This is a genomic window from Cupriavidus neocaledonicus (assembly GCF_000372525.1).
Taxonomy (GTDB): Bacteria; Pseudomonadota; Gammaproteobacteria; order Burkholderiales; family Burkholderiaceae; genus Cupriavidus; species Cupriavidus neocaledonicus.
The window spans coordinates 43,204-57,130 of record NZ_AQUR01000100.1 but is presented as its reverse complement, the minus strand read 5'-3'; the positions used below and the strand labels follow the sequence as shown (position 1 = coordinate 57,130).

Sequence of the window (13,927 nt, the reverse complement as noted above, 5' to 3'; positions counted from 1 at the left end):
GGGCTTCAGGCGGGCAGGCCCAGGCGCGCGGCGGCGGCCGCCAGGTGCTGCTGCGCGGCGTTGCGCGCGGCCGCAGCGTCGCCGGCGGCAATGGCTTCGGCCAGGGCCGCATGTTCCTGGTCGGCGGCGCGCGGCGCGCCGGTGGCGGTGCTCAGCCGCGCGGTGTTCTCCCACGCGCGCTGGCGCGCCGCCAGCATCTGCTGGCTGACGAAATCGGTCAGCCCGGTAAAGCAGGGGTTGTGCGCGGCTTCGGCAATGGCGTGGTGGAACGCCATGTCGGCGGCGGCGGCGCTGGCCATGTCGCCGTGCCCGTCGGCCTGCGCCTGCATCGCCGCCAGCGCGGCGCGGATGGCGTCGATGTCGGCGGCGGTGCGCCGCTGCGCCGCCATTTCGGCGCAGGCGGTTTCCACCACGCGGCGCAGCTCGAATAACTGCGCCAGCGTCGGGCCGCCGTCGGGCGCGCTGGCCACGCGCCAGGCCTGGCCGCCCGGGGTGTCGGACACATAGGCGCCGGAGCCCTTGCGCGTCACCAGCACGCCGTCGGCCTTCAGCTGCGCGATGGCCTCGCGCACGATCGGGCGGCTCACGCCGAAGGCCTCGGCCAGCGCGGCCTCGGCCGGCAGGCGCGCGCCCGCGCCATGGCGGCCGGCAAGGATGTCGTCATGCAGGGTTTGCGCGATGCGGGTGGCCAGCGAAGCCGGGCGGGGCAGGTGCGTGTTCATGGTGCTCGATATGTCAGGCTGTCTGACAGCTTTTCGAGATTCTGGCCCCAACTTTGCCGCGCGTCAAGCTTGCCGCAGGTAGCCGATGCTACACATGTCGCCTCGGTATTCCTTGCCCGGCACTAAATTTCGCCGCGCGGACGCCGATAGAAGCCCAATACAGGCCGCGGAGTCCGTGCGTCGGTTCCGCCCAAGGGCTCGTCGCGTCCCAGCACGCCCACGCCGGGGCCAACTGCAAACAGCCATGATCCAGCTCACCCCTAACGATCTTCCCGTCGGCCACCCGCTGCCCTGGTCATTGCTCGATGGCGACGGCAACCTGGTGCTCGGCAGCGGCAACATCATCCCCGATGCGCGCGACCTGGCACTGGTGTTCCGCCACGGCACGGTGTGCCGCGACGATGCCGGCGGCGAAACCGCCGACGAAATGCGCCCCGCCAGCGGGCCGCTCGGCCTGCAGGTCGGCACGTTGCTGCATGTCAAGCTGGACGGCGAGGCCGCGCGCCCGGCCGCGAGCCGGCTGATCGGTTTTATCGAGCAGGGCCTCTTTGTCACCTGGCCGCAACTGGGCGGGCGTGACCTGCCGCTGCAGGCCGGCGATGGCGTGGTGCTGCGCGGCTTTTCCGGGCAGGCCATCCACAGCTTCACCTCGACCATCACCGCCGTGTGCCGCAGCCCGTTCCGCTACCTGGTCCTGTCCGCGCCGGTGCAGCAGCATGCCACGCCGGTGCGCAAGGCGGCGCGCGTGCCGACCCGCCTGGCGGCGTACCTGACCGAACCGGGCGATGACGACGGCATCGACCGCAGTGTGGCGCGCCTGTCGCTGCTGTCCGACCTCAGCACCGGTGGCGCATTGGTGCAGACCACCGCACCGGCCCCCGCGCCGGGCAGCCGCGTGCGGCTGCGCTTCAACCTGCGTACCGCGTCGCTGGACAGCGAGGTGGTGATCGATGGCTGGGTCCGCATGGCACCAGCCGGCACAGCCGGCGACGATGCCGATTTCCCCGCGTTCGGCATTGCCTTCGACGTGCTGGCCGAGCGCGAACTGACGCTGCTGCAGTGCTACATCTACGAACAGCTGCTTTCCAGCACCCGCATGCCGGTACAGCCCGCCGCGGTAGCAGCTGTTTAGAGGGATTCCGCTAATGTTTTGATTGTCTCCACGGAGCGGGCCGTCTTTACTGCTTCCAACATAAAAAGACCCACCACCGAGGAGACCAGATGGAGCACGGCGAACACCACGCGTGCGGGCAACGCACGCCCGTAGCGCGCACGCAGCAGCAGTCCCGCAATGCCCGGCGCAGGCTGGCTGGCACCGCCGTGGCGCTGGCCGCCATCGCCATGCTGGCGCAGCCAGCCCCCGCCGCCGCGGTCATCGCCAATGGCGACTACGCGCAGACGCGCTACCCGATCGTGCTGGTCCACGGGCTGACCGGCGCGGCGAAGATGGCCGGCGTGCTCGACTACTGGTATGGCATCCCCGAAGTGCTGCGGGCGCATGGCGCGCAGGTCTATGTCGCCACGGTGCCGTCGTTCAACAGCGATGCCGAGCGCGCGCTGGCGCTGCAGGCCTATGTGCGCGCGGTCAAGCTGGAAAGCGGCGCCGACAAGGTCAACCTGATCGGCCACAGCCAGGGCGGGCCCACCGCGCGCGTGCTGGCGGCGATGTCGCCGCAGGACGTGGCCTCGGTCACCACCATCGGCAGCCCGCACCGCGGCAGCGAAGTGGCCGACACCGTGCTCGACCTGATCCGCGGCATCGGCACCATCCCGATTGCCGGTCCGGTGCTGGTCAGCCTGATCCGGGGCGTGTTCGATACGGTCGGCTGGTTCAACGGCATCAGCAACGGGCAGGCGCTGGACCAGGATGCGCTGGCCTCGCTCGAGAGCCTGACCACGCGCGGCGCCGCCGAGCAGAATGCGCGGCTCGACGCCACGCTGGTGCCGGGCACGAAATCGGCGCTGGGCGCGGACTGCGACAGCGCCGGCGCCGTGTCCGAACTGCGCCAGGCGCGCGACGCCGCGGGCAATCTCGTCACCCATACCCAGGCCGCGTATTCGTGGACCGGGCAGGGCGGGCCGCTCAGCCTGCTGCGCTCCAACCTGCTGGACCCGTCCACGGTGATGATGTCGACCTCGGCGGGGCTGATGGCGCTGAAGGGCGCGGGCGCCAATGACGGCCTGGTCTCGGTCTGCAGCAGCAAGTGGGGCCGGGTGCTGGCCACCGGCTATTACTGGAACCATCTCGACGAGGTCAACCAGATGGCGGGGCTGTACCAGGATGCCGATCCGCGCACGGTCATCCTTAACCACGCCAACCGGCTGCGCAATGACCAGCTCTGAGCGTGCGCCAAGGATCTCGCTGGCCTTGCTGCCGGCCGCCGTCGCGGCGGCAGCGGTGTACTGGCTGACCATGCCGCGGGCGCCGGCGCCCGGGCCGCAGCAGGCGGCGCTGGCGATCGCCGCGGGTCCGCTTGCGCCATCGGCGGATCCGGCGCCCGCGGGCGCCGCCACCTGGCCATCGCTCGCCGGCGTGGAGATGCCCGCGGGTCCCGAGGCCGATGCCGCGGGCAACCTGCGGCTGACGCGGGCGCTGCGCACCTATTTCGATTATTTCCTGAGTGCGCGCCACGATGCCGGCGGCATCGATGCGCTCGATGCGCTCGATGCGCTGGTGCATGACGATATCCGCCGCCATGTGCCGCAGCCCGCGGCCGGGCAGGCGTGGCAGCTGTGGCGCCGCTATGTGGCCTGCCTGGCCGAGATCCAGCCCGAGGCCGCGCACAAGCCGCTGGCGGATGCGGACGGCAGGCTGGATGCACAGCAGGTGCAGCGGCTGCGCGCGCTGCTGGCGCAGCGCAACGCGGCGCGCCAGCGCTGGCTGCCCGAGGTGGCGCAGGCCTGGTTCGGCGACGAGCAGGCCTATGACGAGGCCATGCTGGCGCGGCTGGAGATCGCGGCGCAGGCAGGCCTGGACGACGCGCAGCGGCGACAGCGGCTGGCCGAGCTCGATGCCGCGCTGCCTGAACCCTTGCGCGCCGCGCGCGCGGCCAGCGTGCGCCCGCAGGCCATCAGCCAGACCATCGCCGACCTGCAGGCGGCCGGACGCACCACGCAGGATATCAGCGCAGCGCTGGCGCAGGCCTACGGTCCCGAGGTGGGGCAGCGCTACCAGCAGCAGGCGCAGGCCGAGCAGTCATGGCAGCAGCGCTACCACGACTATGCCGCGCGCCGCGCGCAGATCGAGTCGTTTTCGGGGTTGTCGGAGCAGGACCGGCGGCAGCAACTGGACACGCTGCGCGGGCAGGCATTCGACAATCCCAGCGAGGCGCTGCAGGCGGAGGTGGTGGACAGGGCGATGGCTGCAAGAAAAACGGCACCCTAAATCGGTGCCGTCATTCCGTCAGCTGGTTGTGTGCTCCCTCTCCCGCTTGCGGGAGAGGGTTGGGGTGAGGGCGGGAAGGACCACGAAGTACTGCCAGTGGTATGCCAGTGCCTGCCCCTCACCGCCGCCCCTCTCCCGCAAGCGGGAGAGGGGAGAAAACCGGCAGGGAACAGAAGCGCGGCTTACATGCCGACGTAGTTCGGACCGCCGCCGCCTTCCGGCGTCACCCAGACGATGTTCTGGGTCGGGTCCTTGATGTCGCAGGTCTTGCAGTGCACGCAGTTCTGCGCGTTGATCTGCAGGCGTTCCTTGCCCGAGGTCTCGTCCTGCACGAACTCGTACACGCCCGCCGGGCAGTAGCGCGACTCGGGGCCGGCGTACTTGTCCAGGTTGATGTCGACCGGCACGCTGGCGTCCTTCAGCGTCAGGTGCGCCGGCTGGTTTTCTTCATGGTTGGTGTTGCTGATGAACACCGAGCTGAGGCGGTCGAAGGTCAGCTTGCCGTCCGGCTTGGGGTAGTCGATCTTCTGGCATTCGGCGGCCGGCTTCAGGTAGACATGGTCCGGCTTCTCGCGGTGCAGGGTCCAGGGCGGGTTGCGCACGCCCAGCTTGGGCAGCAGCCATTGCTCGATGCCGGTCATCAGCGTGGCGGTGGTGCGGCCCTTCTTGAACCACTGCTTGAAGTTCTTGGCCTGCAGCAATTCCTTGTACAGCCAGCTCTGCTCGAACGCGGCCGGGTAGGCGCTCAGCTCGTCGTGCTGGCGGCCGGCCTGCAGCGCGTCGTAGGCGGCCTCGGCTGCCAGCATGCCGGTCTTGATCGCGGCGTGGCTGCCCTTGATGCGCGAGGCGTTCAGGTAGCCAGCATCGCAGCCGACCAGCGCGCCGCCCGGGAACACGGTCTTGGGCAACGACAGCAGGCCGCCGGCGGTGATGGCGCGCGCGCCGTACGACAGGCGCTTGCCGCCTTCGAAGTACTGGCGGATTTCCGGATGGGTCTTGAAGCGCTGGAATTCCTCGAACGGCGACAGCCACGGGTTGGTGTAGTCCAGGCCGACCACGAAGCCGACCGCGACCTTGTTGTCTTCCATGTGGTACAGGAACGAGCCGCCGTAGGTGGCCGGATCCAGCGGCCAGCCGGCGGTGTGCACCACCAGGCCGGGCTTGTGCCTGGCCGGGTCGATCTCCCACAGCTCCTTCAGGCCGATGCCGTAGCTCTGCGGGTCCTTGCCGGCATCGAGAGCGAATTTGGCGATCAGCTGCTTGCCCAGGTGGCCGCGCGCGCCTTCGGCAAAGATCGTGTACTTGGCATGCAGTTCCATGCCGAGCTGGAAATTGTCGGTGGGCTCGCCTTCCTTGTTGATGCCCATGTTGCCGGTGGCCACGCCCTTGACCGAGCCGTCGTCGTTGTACAGCACCTCGGCGGCGGGGAAGCCCGGGAAAATCTCGACGCCGAGCGCCTCGGCCTGCTGGCCCAGCCAGCGCACGAAGTTCGACAGGCTGACGATGTAGTTGCCTTCGTTGTGGAAGCACTCGGGCAGCAGCGCCGGCGGCGTGCCCCTGGAGCCGGTCTCGTTCAGGAACAGGAACTTGTCCTCGGTCACGGCCTGGTTCAGCGGCGCGCCCAGCTCCTTCCAGTTCGGGATCAGCTCGTTCAGGGCGCGCGGGTCCATGATGGCGCCCGACAGGATGTGCGCGCCGGGCTCGGAGCCCTTTTCCAGCACGCACACGTTGACGTCGGCGCCTTTCTCCTGCGCGAGTTGCTTCAGGCGGATGGCCGTGGCCAGGCCGGCGGGGCCGCCGCCGACGATGACCACGTCGTATTCCATGGCTTCGCGCGGGCCGAACTGCTCCAGGAGCTGTTGCTGATCCATTTGTCTCTAACCCTCTGTTTCTTTGCTGCTAGCTGGCAATTGTGGGAAATGCGGTGATCGTCGTGCTGAGAACCCGGCCCGGGCGCGGCGCGGGGCCGCGGGGAGAGCCGCGCGGGCGCGGCGGTGAATCGGCGCCATTTCGCCATCGAACGGCGATCGAACAGCGCCCGAAGACGTCCGGATCGCGCGTTTTCCCTCTTTCCCTTTGCGGGCCAAGTTCTTAGAATCTCCGGCATTGTCCGGGACTCGCCACCCACAGGCAAGGATTTTTTTGGAACGGTCGTTCTTTTTTTGATATGCTGCCTTCTGCTCCTGGTCAGGCCAGAGGGGCTCCCGCACAAGAGGTAATCATGGGTTTGTCGATCAATCTGGAAGGGAAGGTGGCGCTGGTGACCGGCGCCTCAAGCGGGCTGGGCTCGCGTTTTGCCACGGTGCTTGCCGCCGCCGGCGCCAAGGTGGTGCTGGCTTCGCGCCGCACGGAGCGGCTCAAGGAGCTGCGCGCCGCGATCGAGGCCGAGGGCGGCAGCGCGCACGTGGTGCGCCTGGACGTGACCGACCCCGACAGCATCCGCGCCGCGGTGGCGCACGCCGAGACCGAAGCCGGCGCCATCGATATTCTGGTCAACAACTCCGGCGTGTCGACCACGCAGAAGCTGACCGAGGTGGCCCCGGAAGACTTCGACTTCGTCTTCGACACCAATACCCGCGGCGCCTTTTTCGTCGCGCAGGAAGTCGCCAAGCGCATGATCGCGCGCGCCAAGGGCGCCGAGCGCAACGGTAGTCCGCTGCCGCAGGCGCGCATCGTCAATATCGCGTCGGTGGCCGGGCTGAAGGTGCTGTCGCAGATCGGCGTCTATTGCATGAGCAAGGCGGCGGTGGTGCACATGACCAAAGCCATGGCGCTGGAATGGGCGCGCCATGGCATCAATTCCAACGCCATCTGCCCCGGCTACATCGATACCGATATCAACCACCACCACTGGGATTCCGACGCCGGGCAGAAGCTGATCCAGATGCTGCCGCGCAAGCGCCTGGGCAAGCCGGAAGACCTCGACGGCCTGTTGCTGCTGCTGGCCTCGGACCAGTCGCAGTTCATCAACGGCGCCGTGATCACCGCCGACGACGGCATGGTCTGAGCGCCCGCGCGCTGACGCAGGGGGCGCAAGTCCCCCGCATCCCGTTCACGCGCCAGAAGCGCCACGGGATGCCCCACCGCCAACCCTGGGCTTATCCGGTCCCCTTGGGCGCGCCGTCGTCAGCACGCGTCAATCTTCAGAAATTTCGTGCGTGGCAGGCCAGTCTTGGCATAATCCGCCATGTCTGCAGATTAAGTCTTTACATACAAAGCGAGAACGCCGCGGTGGCCGCATGGCCCGAGCGGCCCTGGACCGGAGGCCGGGGAGATGGAGCAACAACCAGAGGCACGGCGCAACGCCGTGCCGCAACACGTCGTCGATTCCGCGGTGGTCCCGCGGGCCGCCGACGAAGCGCAGGACGCTGAATTCCGGGTATCGCCCCGCATCGAGGACTGGATCGGCGTGATCGTGATGGTGCTGCTGGTCGGCATCACCTTCGCCAACGTGGTGGTCCGCTATTTCACCGACGAGTCGTTCGCCTGGACCGAGGAATTCTCGGTGTTCCTGATGATCGTGCTGGCGCTGGTGGCCGGCAGCGCCGCGGTGGCGCGCGACCGCAATATCCGCATCGAGTTCTTCTTCGAACGCGGCAGCGCGGCGCGCCAGCGCAGGCTGGCGATCCTGTCGGCGCTGGCGGTGGCGGTGATGTTCATCGCGCTGGCGGTGCTGGGCGCGCGCATCACCTGGGATGAATACACCTTTGGCGAGACCTCGCCGGGCATCGGCGTGCCGAGCTGGTGGTACTCGATCTGGCTGCCGGTGCTGTCGGCGGGCATCGCGCTGCGCGCGCTGGCCCTGATGCTGCGCAACGTGCGTGTGCTCAAGGCGCTGCATGAACAGGGCCGGTCGGCGACGGAGCGTGCACCATGACGCTGGTCGCCATCATCCTGTTCGTAGTCTTTATCGGCCTGATGCTGCTGGGCGTGCCGATCGGCGTATCGCTGGGCCTGGGCGGCCTGGTCGCGATCGGCCTGTCCAATCTCGATACGCAGATGTTCGGCCTGCTGGCGGTGCCGCAGAACTTCTACGCGGGCCTGGCCAAGTATCCGCTGCTGGCGATCCCGATGTTCGTGCTGGTGGGCTCGATCTTCGACCGCTCCGGCGTGGCGCAGCGGCTGGTGACCTTTGCCATCGCCGTGGTCGGGCGCGGCCCGGGCATGCTGCCGCTGGTGGCGATCCTGGTGGCGATGTTCCTCGGCGGCATTTCGGGTTCGGGCCCGGCCAACGCGGCCGCGGTCGGCGGCGTAATGATCGCGGCGATGTCGCGCGCGGGCTATCCCGGCTCCTACAGCGCGGCGGTGGTCGGCGCGGCTGCGGCCACCGACATCCTGATCCCGCCTTCGGTGGCGTTCATCATCTACAGCGTGCTGGTGCCGGGCGCATCGGTGCCGGCGCTGTTCGCGGCCGGCATGATCCCGGGCGTGCTGGCGGGCATCGCGCTGATCGTGCCGGCGGTGTGGCTGGCGCGCAAGCACAACATGGGCGCCGCCGAGGCCGCGCTGCCGCGGCCGCCGTTCTGGAAGAGCCTGCGCGAGGCCGCGTGGGGCCTGGTGGCGCCGTTCCTGATCCTGGGCGGCATGCGCGCCGGCTGGTTCACGCCGACCGAGGCCGCCGTGGTGGCGGTGGTCTATGGCCTGTTCGTCGGCATGGTGGTGTACCGCAGCATTGGCATGCGCGACCTGTTCACCATCTTCCAGGAAGCCGCCGAAACCTCGGCGGTGATCCTGCTGGTGGTGGCGCTGGCCGGCATCTTTGCCTATGCGCTGTCGACGCTGGGCGTGATCGATCCGCTGGCACAGGCGATCGCCACCTCCGGGCTGGGCGAATACGGCGTGCTCGCGCTGATCGTGCTGCTGCTGATGACGGTGGGCATGTTCCTCGACGGTATCTCGATCTTCCTGATCTTCGTGCCGTTGCTGCTGCCGATCGCCAACGCCTTCCACTGGAACCCGGTGTGGTTCGGCGTGGTGCTGACGCTGAAGGTGGCACTGGGCCAGTTCACGCCGCCGCTGGCCGTGAACCTGATGGTGTCTTGCCGGATCGCGCGCGTGCGCATGGAAGAAACCGTGCCATGGGTGATCTGGATGCTGCTGGCGATGTTTATCGCCATGCTGATGGTGCTGGCCTATCCGCCGCTGGCGACCTGGCTGCCGGACTACCTCGGCTATTGACCGCTGTCGATGTCGTGTTTGCATTCACCAACAAGAACCTGACGCTTTCCCCTGAGGAGATGAAATGAAACGTCGTGCCCTGATGCTCGCCACGGCCGCTGCCCTGGCCGCTTCCGCCTTCGCCCCCGCCGGCGCGATGGCCCAGACCTACAAGTCCGAGTACAAGATGTCGCTGGTGCTCGGCCCGGCCTTCCCGTGGGGCAAGGGTGGCGAGATCTGGGCCGACCTGGTCAGGCAGCGCACCAGCGGCCGCATCAACATCAAGCTGTACCCGGGCACTTCGCTGGTGGCCGGCGACCAGACCCGCGAGTTCTCGGCGATCCGCCAGGGCGTGATCGACATGGCGGTGGGCTCGACCATCAACTGGTCGCCGCAGGTCAAGGAACTGAACCTGTTCTCGCTGCCGTTCCTGATGCCCGACTACAAGGCGCTCGACGCGCTGACGCAGGGCGAGGTCGGCAAGTCGATCTTCGCTACGCTGGAGAAGGCCGGCGTGGTGCCGCTGGCGTGGGGCGAGAACGGCTTCCGCGAGGTCTCTAATTCCAAGCGCGAGATCCGCAAGCCGGAAGACCTCAAGGGCCTGAAGCTGCGCGTGGTCGGCTCGCCGCTGTACATCGAGACCTTCAACGCGCTGGGCGCCAACCCGACCCAGATGAGCTGGGCCGACGCGCAGCCGGCGATGGCCTCGGGCGCGGTCGACGGCCAGGAGAACCCGCAGTCGGTGTTCGCCGCCGCCAAGCTGTACACGGTCGGCCAGAAGTACGTCACCACCTGGGGCTACGTCGCCGATCCGCTGATCTTCGTGGTCAACAAGCAGATCTGGGAAAGCTGGACCCCGGCCGACCGCGAGATCGTCAGGCAGGCCGCGATCGACGCCGGCAAGCAGGAAATCGCGCTGGCGCGCAAGGGCCTGGCCGAGGCCGGCGCGCCCGCGTGGAAGGACATGGAGGCCCACGGCGTCAAGGTCACGCACCTGACCCCGGCCGAGCACGACGCCTTCCGCAAGGCCACCGCCAAGGTCTACGACAAGTGGAAGAAGCAGATCGGCGCCGACCTTGTCACCAAGGCCGAAGGCGCGATCGCCAAGCGCTGAGTCATGCAACAGGCCCGCCGGCACCGGCGGGCCTGTTGCATTGGAGGCTGAGATGAAGCACGTCTATACCGTGGTGATGCCGATCCGCTGGGGCGACATGGATGCGATGGGCCATGTCAACAACACCGTCTATTTCCAGTACCTGGAACAGGCGCGCATCGAGTGGTTCGCGTCGCTGGGCCGCGGCGGCAAGGATGCGAACGGACAGGGGCCGGTCATCATCAATGCGCATATGACCTTCCTGAAGCAGCTGCGCTATCCGGGCCAGATCGAATGCCGGGTCTATGCCGGGCAGCTGGGCCGCACCAGCTTCGAGACGCGCATGGAAATCCGGCGCACCGACCTGCCTGACGTGGTGTGGGCCGAGGGCGGCGCCAAGGTGGTGTGGTGCGATTATGCGCAGGAGAAATCGGTGCCGGTGCCGGCGGAAATCCGGGCGATCATCGAAGGGTGAGGCGTAGCGCCTCCCGCGGGTTTGCTCCCCTCTCCCGCTTGCGGGAGAGGGGCGGGGGTGAGGGCGGAAGTGTCAAAGGCTGACGTCCGTGGGGTTAACACCGCTGGCCCCGTCTGATGTGGTTCCTTGCTAGCCCACCCCTCACCCCGGCCCTCTCCCCATGAGGGGAGAGGGAGAACACCTTGCTTGGGCCAGCTCGGGCGGCTTGGGTGCACCCAAAACCGATCTCTGTCTTGCTGCTATTGGTGTTTGTCTAGTGCGCCACCAGCCGCTGCACCAGGTCCACCGACGTGCTCGCCCCATACTTCTTCATCAGCCGCGCCCGGTAGATATCGACCGTGCGCGGGCTGATCGCGAGCAGCTTGCCGATCTGCTTGCTGGTCTTGCCTTCCACCAGCTGCGCCGCGATCTCGCGTTCGCGCGCGGTCAGTTCGGCGGTGACCTGGCGCTTTTGCGACAAGTCCTCGAAGGTCCAGATCCCTGCGCCGAGCGGCTGGCTGCGGTCCAGCGCGCGGCCGGTGACGTGGCACCAGAACAGTTCCCCGCCGGCGCGCTTCATGATGCGTTCGTCCGAATACATGCCGCGTTTGCCCATGATCGGCGCGATGCGCGCGCCGGTTCGCTCGAACTCGTCGGCGGTGGGGTAGAGCACCTGGAACGACTGCCCAAGCAGGGCCTCGCGCGTGGTGCCGAAGATGCGGCAGACCTCTTCGTTGCAGTCTTCGATCACGCGCTCGCGTGACAGCACCAGGCCCACGGGGGCGAGCTGGAAGGCGGTCTGGTAATCGATGGCGGGCATCTGCTTATGTATTTTTACGTAATGGCGTAGCCGGCTGTGCTTGCGTATGCTGTCGGTCGGACGCGTTACGGCGACGGCCGACCGCCCGTTGCCGATTGTACCGTTACAATTTCCCTGCGTCGCCCGCTGCACTACCCGCCGGCGGGGAGATCGACAGGGACTACCGAGGAAGGAGCGAAGCATGAACAAGGTCTACGCCAGCGCCGCAGAAGCGCTTGCAGGCGTCGTCCGCGACGGCCAGACGATCGCCGTGGGCGGTTTCGGCCTGTGCGGCATCCCCGAGGCGCTGATCGGCGCGCTGCGCGACAGCGGCGTCAAGCAGCTGACCTGCATCTCCAACAACGCCGGCGTCGACGGCTTCGGCCTGGGCCTGCTGCTGGCCACGCGCCAGATCCGGAAGATGATCTCGTCCTACGTGGGCGAGAACAAGGAGTTCGAGCGCCAGTACCTGGCCGGCGAACTGGAACTGGAATTCACGCCGCAGGGCACGCTGGCCGAAAAGCTGCGCGCCGGCGGCTCGGGCATCCCGGCCTTCTTCACCAAGACCGGCGTCGGCACCATCGTCGCGGAAGGCAAGGAAATCCGCGAATTCGACGGCGAAAAGTACGTGATGGAACGTTCGCTGACCGCCGACGTCGCGCTGGTCAAGGCCTGGAAGGCCGACAAGGCCGGCAACCTGGTGTTCCGCCGCACCGCGCGCAACTTCAACCCGATGTGCGCGATGGCAGGCAAGGTCACCGTGGCCGAGGTCGAGCAGATCGTCGAGACCGGCGAACTGGATCCGGACGAGATCCACCTGGCCGGCATCTTCGTGCAGCGCCTGGTGCTCAACGCCAATCCCGAGAAACGCATCGAGCAGCGCACCGTGCGCGCGGCCAGCTAAGGAGACCCATCATGGCATGGACACGTGACGAAATGGCCGCGCGCGCCGCGGCCGAGCTGCAGGACGGTTTCTACGTCAACCTGGGCATCGGGCTGCCGACGCTGGTGGCCAACTGGGTGCCGGAAGGCATGGAAGTCTGGCTGCAATCCGAGAACGGCCTGCTCGGCATCGGCCCGTTCCCGACCGAGGCCGAGGTCGACGCCGACATGATCAACGCCGGCAAGCAGACCGTGACCACGCTGCCGGGCTCGTCGATCTTCTCGTCGGCCGACTCGTTCGCGATGATCCGCGGCGGCCACATCAACCTGGCCATCCTGGGTGCGATGCAGGTCAGCGAGAAGGGCGACCTGGCCAACTGGATGATCCCGGGCAAGATGGTCAAGGGCATGGGCGGCGCGATGGACCTGGTCGCCGGCGTCGGGCGCGTGGTGGTGCTGATGGAACACACCGCCAAGAAGAAGGACGGCACCGAGGACCTCAAGATCCTGAAGCAGTGCAACCTGCCGCTGACCGGCGTGGGCGTGGTCAACCGCATCATCACCGACCTGGGCGTGATCGACGTGACCGCGGACGGCCTCAAGCTGGTCGAGACTGCTCCGGGCGTCAGCCGCGAGGAAATCCAGGCGAAGACGGGGGCGCCGCTGCTGTAAGCAGGTTGCCCGCACACCGGCATCAGCAACCCCCTGCAAGCTATGTGCTTGCAGGGGGTTCTTGTTTTCACGCGACCTTGAGCGTGAGGTGGCCGATCGGCTCCATCGCGGGGCTGACCTTGATCTCGATGTCATACCCAAGCCGGTTCAGGCAGTCCATCAGCTTGCGCTCCGACAGGTTGGCGAAGTCGCCGCGCAGCAGTCCGGAGACCTTCGGTTGCGGGATGCCCATGCGGTGGGCCGCTTCTTCCTGAGTCAGGCCAAGGCTGCGTATGGCCCGCTTGATCTCGATGGCCAGTCCGGACTTGATCCGGAGCTTGTCGGCGTCCGGAACGCCCAGGTCGGCAAACACGTTGCCGGAACTGGCCTCGACCTCGATGCCATCAATTCTGCGTTTCGCCATGTCGTAACTCCCATGCCAGCGCTTCGGCGACCTTCAGCCTGGCGCGAATGATCTCGATGTCTGCCTTTGGCGTGGCGATGCCGTGTTTGCTCTTCTTCTGGAAGCAGTGAAGGACGAACACCGCTTCAGCGAACTTCACGGTATAGACAGCGCGGTAGGTGCCGGCAGCATCGTCCTCCAGTATTTCGAGCACTCCGACGCTGCCAATACCCTCGAGCGTCTTCGCCGCATCGTGTCGATCACCGCGCTGAGCAAAATGCAGGGCATGGCCGAAAAACCTCCGCACGTCGAGCGGAAGCTCGGTCAGGTCCTTCTTGCTGCTCCCGATCCAGAACAGTGGTTTTTCTTTGGCTGGCATCG

15 protein-coding genes are annotated in these 13,927 nt (G+C 67.4%); 10 read left to right on the top strand and 5 right to left on the bottom strand.

Going from position 1 to position 13,927, the window contains the following annotated elements:
* Positions 1-5: 5 nt before the first annotated feature.
* Positions 6-722, bottom strand: a complete 717-nt coding sequence (locus A3AG_RS0118320) for a FadR/GntR family transcriptional regulator (RefSeq protein WP_018006828.1) — start codon at positions 720-722, stop codon at positions 6-8.
* A gap of 244 nt (positions 723-966) precedes the next feature.
* Here A3AG_RS0118320 and A3AG_RS0118315 point away from each other — a divergent pair, with 244 nt between their 5' ends.
* The 3 genes from A3AG_RS0118315 to A3AG_RS0118305 all read left to right on the top strand — a co-directional run bounded on the left by A3AG_RS0118315 (position 967) and on the right by A3AG_RS0118305 (position 4,107).
* Positions 967-1,854 carry a flagellar brake protein gene (locus A3AG_RS0118315; RefSeq protein WP_026164290.1) on the top strand — a complete coding sequence of 296 codons (888 nt, stop codon included), beginning with the start codon at positions 967-969 and terminating at the stop codon, positions 1,852-1,854.
* Between the two features lie 89 nt (positions 1,855-1,943).
* On the top strand, positions 1,944-3,065 hold the full coding sequence (locus A3AG_RS0118310; protein ID WP_018006826.1) for an esterase/lipase family protein: 1,122 nt from the start codon (positions 1,944-1,946) through the stop codon (positions 3,063-3,065).
* Positions 3,052-4,107 (top strand): lipase secretion chaperone, encoded by a 1,056-nt coding sequence (locus A3AG_RS0118305; RefSeq protein WP_081610754.1) that lies wholly within the window; start codon positions 3,052-3,054, stop codon positions 4,105-4,107. The genes A3AG_RS0118310 and A3AG_RS0118305 overlap by 14 nt, the downstream gene beginning before the upstream one ends.
* A gap of 182 nt (positions 4,108-4,289) precedes the next feature.
* On the opposite strand, the gene A3AG_RS0118300 is transcribed toward A3AG_RS0118305, so the two are convergent.
* Positions 4,290-5,978 carry an electron transfer flavoprotein-ubiquinone oxidoreductase gene (locus tag A3AG_RS0118300; protein ID WP_018006824.1) on the bottom strand — a complete coding sequence of 563 codons (1,689 nt, stop codon included), beginning with the start codon at positions 5,976-5,978 and terminating at the stop codon, positions 4,290-4,292.
* A gap of 350 nt (positions 5,979-6,328) precedes the next feature.
* Between A3AG_RS0118300 and A3AG_RS0118295 the strand changes: the two genes are divergently transcribed.
* From A3AG_RS0118295 to A3AG_RS0118275, 5 genes are all read left to right on the top strand, one after another.
* Positions 6,329-7,114: an SDR family oxidoreductase gene (locus A3AG_RS0118295; RefSeq protein WP_018006823.1), complete on the top strand. Its 786-nt coding sequence runs from the start codon at positions 6,329-6,331 to the stop codon at positions 7,112-7,114.
* Positions 7,115-7,381: 267 nt separating this feature from the next.
* The gene (locus tag A3AG_RS0118290) at positions 7,382-7,984 is read left to right on the top strand and encodes a TRAP transporter small permease (protein WP_018006822.1); all 603 of its coding nucleotides are present in this window, start codon (positions 7,382-7,384) and stop codon (positions 7,982-7,984) included.
* Complete coding sequence (locus tag A3AG_RS0118285) at positions 7,981-9,285, top strand: TRAP transporter large permease (RefSeq protein ID WP_018006821.1); 1,305 nt, start codon at positions 7,981-7,983, stop codon at positions 9,283-9,285. The genes A3AG_RS0118290 and A3AG_RS0118285 overlap by 4 nt, the downstream gene beginning before the upstream one ends.
* 64 nt (positions 9,286-9,349) lie before the next feature.
* The gene (locus A3AG_RS0118280) at positions 9,350-10,378 is read left to right on the top strand and encodes a DctP family TRAP transporter solute-binding subunit (RefSeq protein ID WP_018006820.1); all 1,029 of its coding nucleotides are present in this window, start codon (positions 9,350-9,352) and stop codon (positions 10,376-10,378) included.
* 52 nt (positions 10,379-10,430) lie between these two features.
* A complete protein-coding gene (locus tag A3AG_RS0118275; RefSeq protein ID WP_018006819.1) occupies positions 10,431-10,832 on the top strand; it encodes an acyl-CoA thioesterase in 402 nt (133 codons plus the stop codon).
* Between the two features lie 253 nt (positions 10,833-11,085).
* Here A3AG_RS0118275 and A3AG_RS0118270 read toward each other — a convergent pair whose 3' ends face one another.
* A complete protein-coding gene (locus tag A3AG_RS0118270; RefSeq protein WP_018006818.1) occupies positions 11,086-11,631 on the bottom strand; it encodes a PAS and helix-turn-helix domain-containing protein in 546 nt (181 codons plus the stop codon).
* Positions 11,632-11,812: 181 nt separating this feature from the next.
* Between A3AG_RS0118270 and A3AG_RS0118265 the strand changes: the two genes are divergently transcribed.
* Positions 11,813-12,514 (top strand): CoA transferase subunit A, encoded by a 702-nt coding sequence (locus A3AG_RS0118265; RefSeq protein ID WP_018006817.1) that lies wholly within the window; start codon positions 11,813-11,815, stop codon positions 12,512-12,514.
* Between the two features lie 11 nt (positions 12,515-12,525).
* Positions 12,526-13,164, top strand: a complete 639-nt coding sequence (locus A3AG_RS0118260; RefSeq protein ID WP_018006816.1) for a CoA transferase subunit B — start codon at positions 12,526-12,528, stop codon at positions 13,162-13,164.
* A gap of 67 nt (positions 13,165-13,231) precedes the next feature.
* Here the strand turns inward: A3AG_RS0118260 and A3AG_RS0118255 are convergent, their stop codons facing one another.
* Both A3AG_RS0118255 and A3AG_RS0118250 read right to left on the bottom strand, forming a co-directional pair.
* The gene (locus tag A3AG_RS0118255; RefSeq protein ID WP_018006815.1) at positions 13,232-13,567 is read right to left on the bottom strand and encodes a helix-turn-helix domain-containing protein; all 336 of its coding nucleotides are present in this window, start codon (positions 13,565-13,567) and stop codon (positions 13,232-13,234) included.
* Positions 13,548-13,925 carry a type II toxin-antitoxin system RelE/ParE family toxin gene (locus A3AG_RS0118250; protein WP_018006814.1) on the bottom strand — a complete coding sequence of 126 codons (378 nt, stop codon included), beginning with the start codon at positions 13,923-13,925 and terminating at the stop codon, positions 13,548-13,550. The genes A3AG_RS0118255 and A3AG_RS0118250 overlap by 20 nt, the downstream gene beginning before the upstream one ends.
* Positions 13,926-13,927 lie beyond the last annotated feature (2 nt).

Bases quoted from the DNA above. Each gene is read 5' to 3' on its own strand.
- A3AG_RS0118320 (WP_018006828.1), bottom strand. From the start codon at position 722: ATGAACACGCACCTGCCCCGCCCGGCTTCGCTGGCCACCCGCATCGCG.
- A3AG_RS0118315 (WP_026164290.1), top strand. From the start codon at position 967: ATGATCCAGCTCACCCCTAACGATCTTCCCGTCGGCCACCCGCTGCCC.
- A3AG_RS0118310 (WP_018006826.1), top strand. From the start codon at position 1,944: ATGGAGCACGGCGAACACCACGCGTGCGGGCAACGCACGCCCGTAGCG.
- A3AG_RS0118305 (WP_081610754.1), top strand. From the start codon at position 3,052: ATGACCAGCTCTGAGCGTGCGCCAAGGATCTCGCTGGCCTTGCTGCCG.
- A3AG_RS0118300 (WP_018006824.1), bottom strand. From the start codon at position 5,978: ATGGATCAGCAACAGCTCCTGGAGCAGTTCGGCCCGCGCGAAGCCATG.
- A3AG_RS0118295 (WP_018006823.1), top strand. From the start codon at position 6,329: ATGGGTTTGTCGATCAATCTGGAAGGGAAGGTGGCGCTGGTGACCGGC.
- A3AG_RS0118290 (WP_018006822.1), top strand. From the start codon at position 7,382: ATGGAGCAACAACCAGAGGCACGGCGCAACGCCGTGCCGCAACACGTC.
- A3AG_RS0118285 (WP_018006821.1), top strand. From the start codon at position 7,981: ATGACGCTGGTCGCCATCATCCTGTTCGTAGTCTTTATCGGCCTGATG.
- A3AG_RS0118280 (WP_018006820.1), top strand. From the start codon at position 9,350: ATGAAACGTCGTGCCCTGATGCTCGCCACGGCCGCTGCCCTGGCCGCT.
- A3AG_RS0118275 (WP_018006819.1), top strand. From the start codon at position 10,431: ATGAAGCACGTCTATACCGTGGTGATGCCGATCCGCTGGGGCGACATG.
- A3AG_RS0118270 (WP_018006818.1), bottom strand. From the start codon at position 11,631: ATGCCCGCCATCGATTACCAGACCGCCTTCCAGCTCGCCCCCGTGGGC.
- A3AG_RS0118265 (WP_018006817.1), top strand. From the start codon at position 11,813: ATGAACAAGGTCTACGCCAGCGCCGCAGAAGCGCTTGCAGGCGTCGTC.
- A3AG_RS0118260 (WP_018006816.1), top strand. From the start codon at position 12,526: ATGGCATGGACACGTGACGAAATGGCCGCGCGCGCCGCGGCCGAGCTG.
- A3AG_RS0118255 (WP_018006815.1), bottom strand. From the start codon at position 13,567: ATGGCGAAACGCAGAATTGATGGCATCGAGGTCGAGGCCAGTTCCGGC.
- A3AG_RS0118250 (WP_018006814.1), bottom strand. From the start codon at position 13,925: ATGCCAGCCAAAGAAAAACCACTGTTCTGGATCGGGAGCAGCAAGAAG.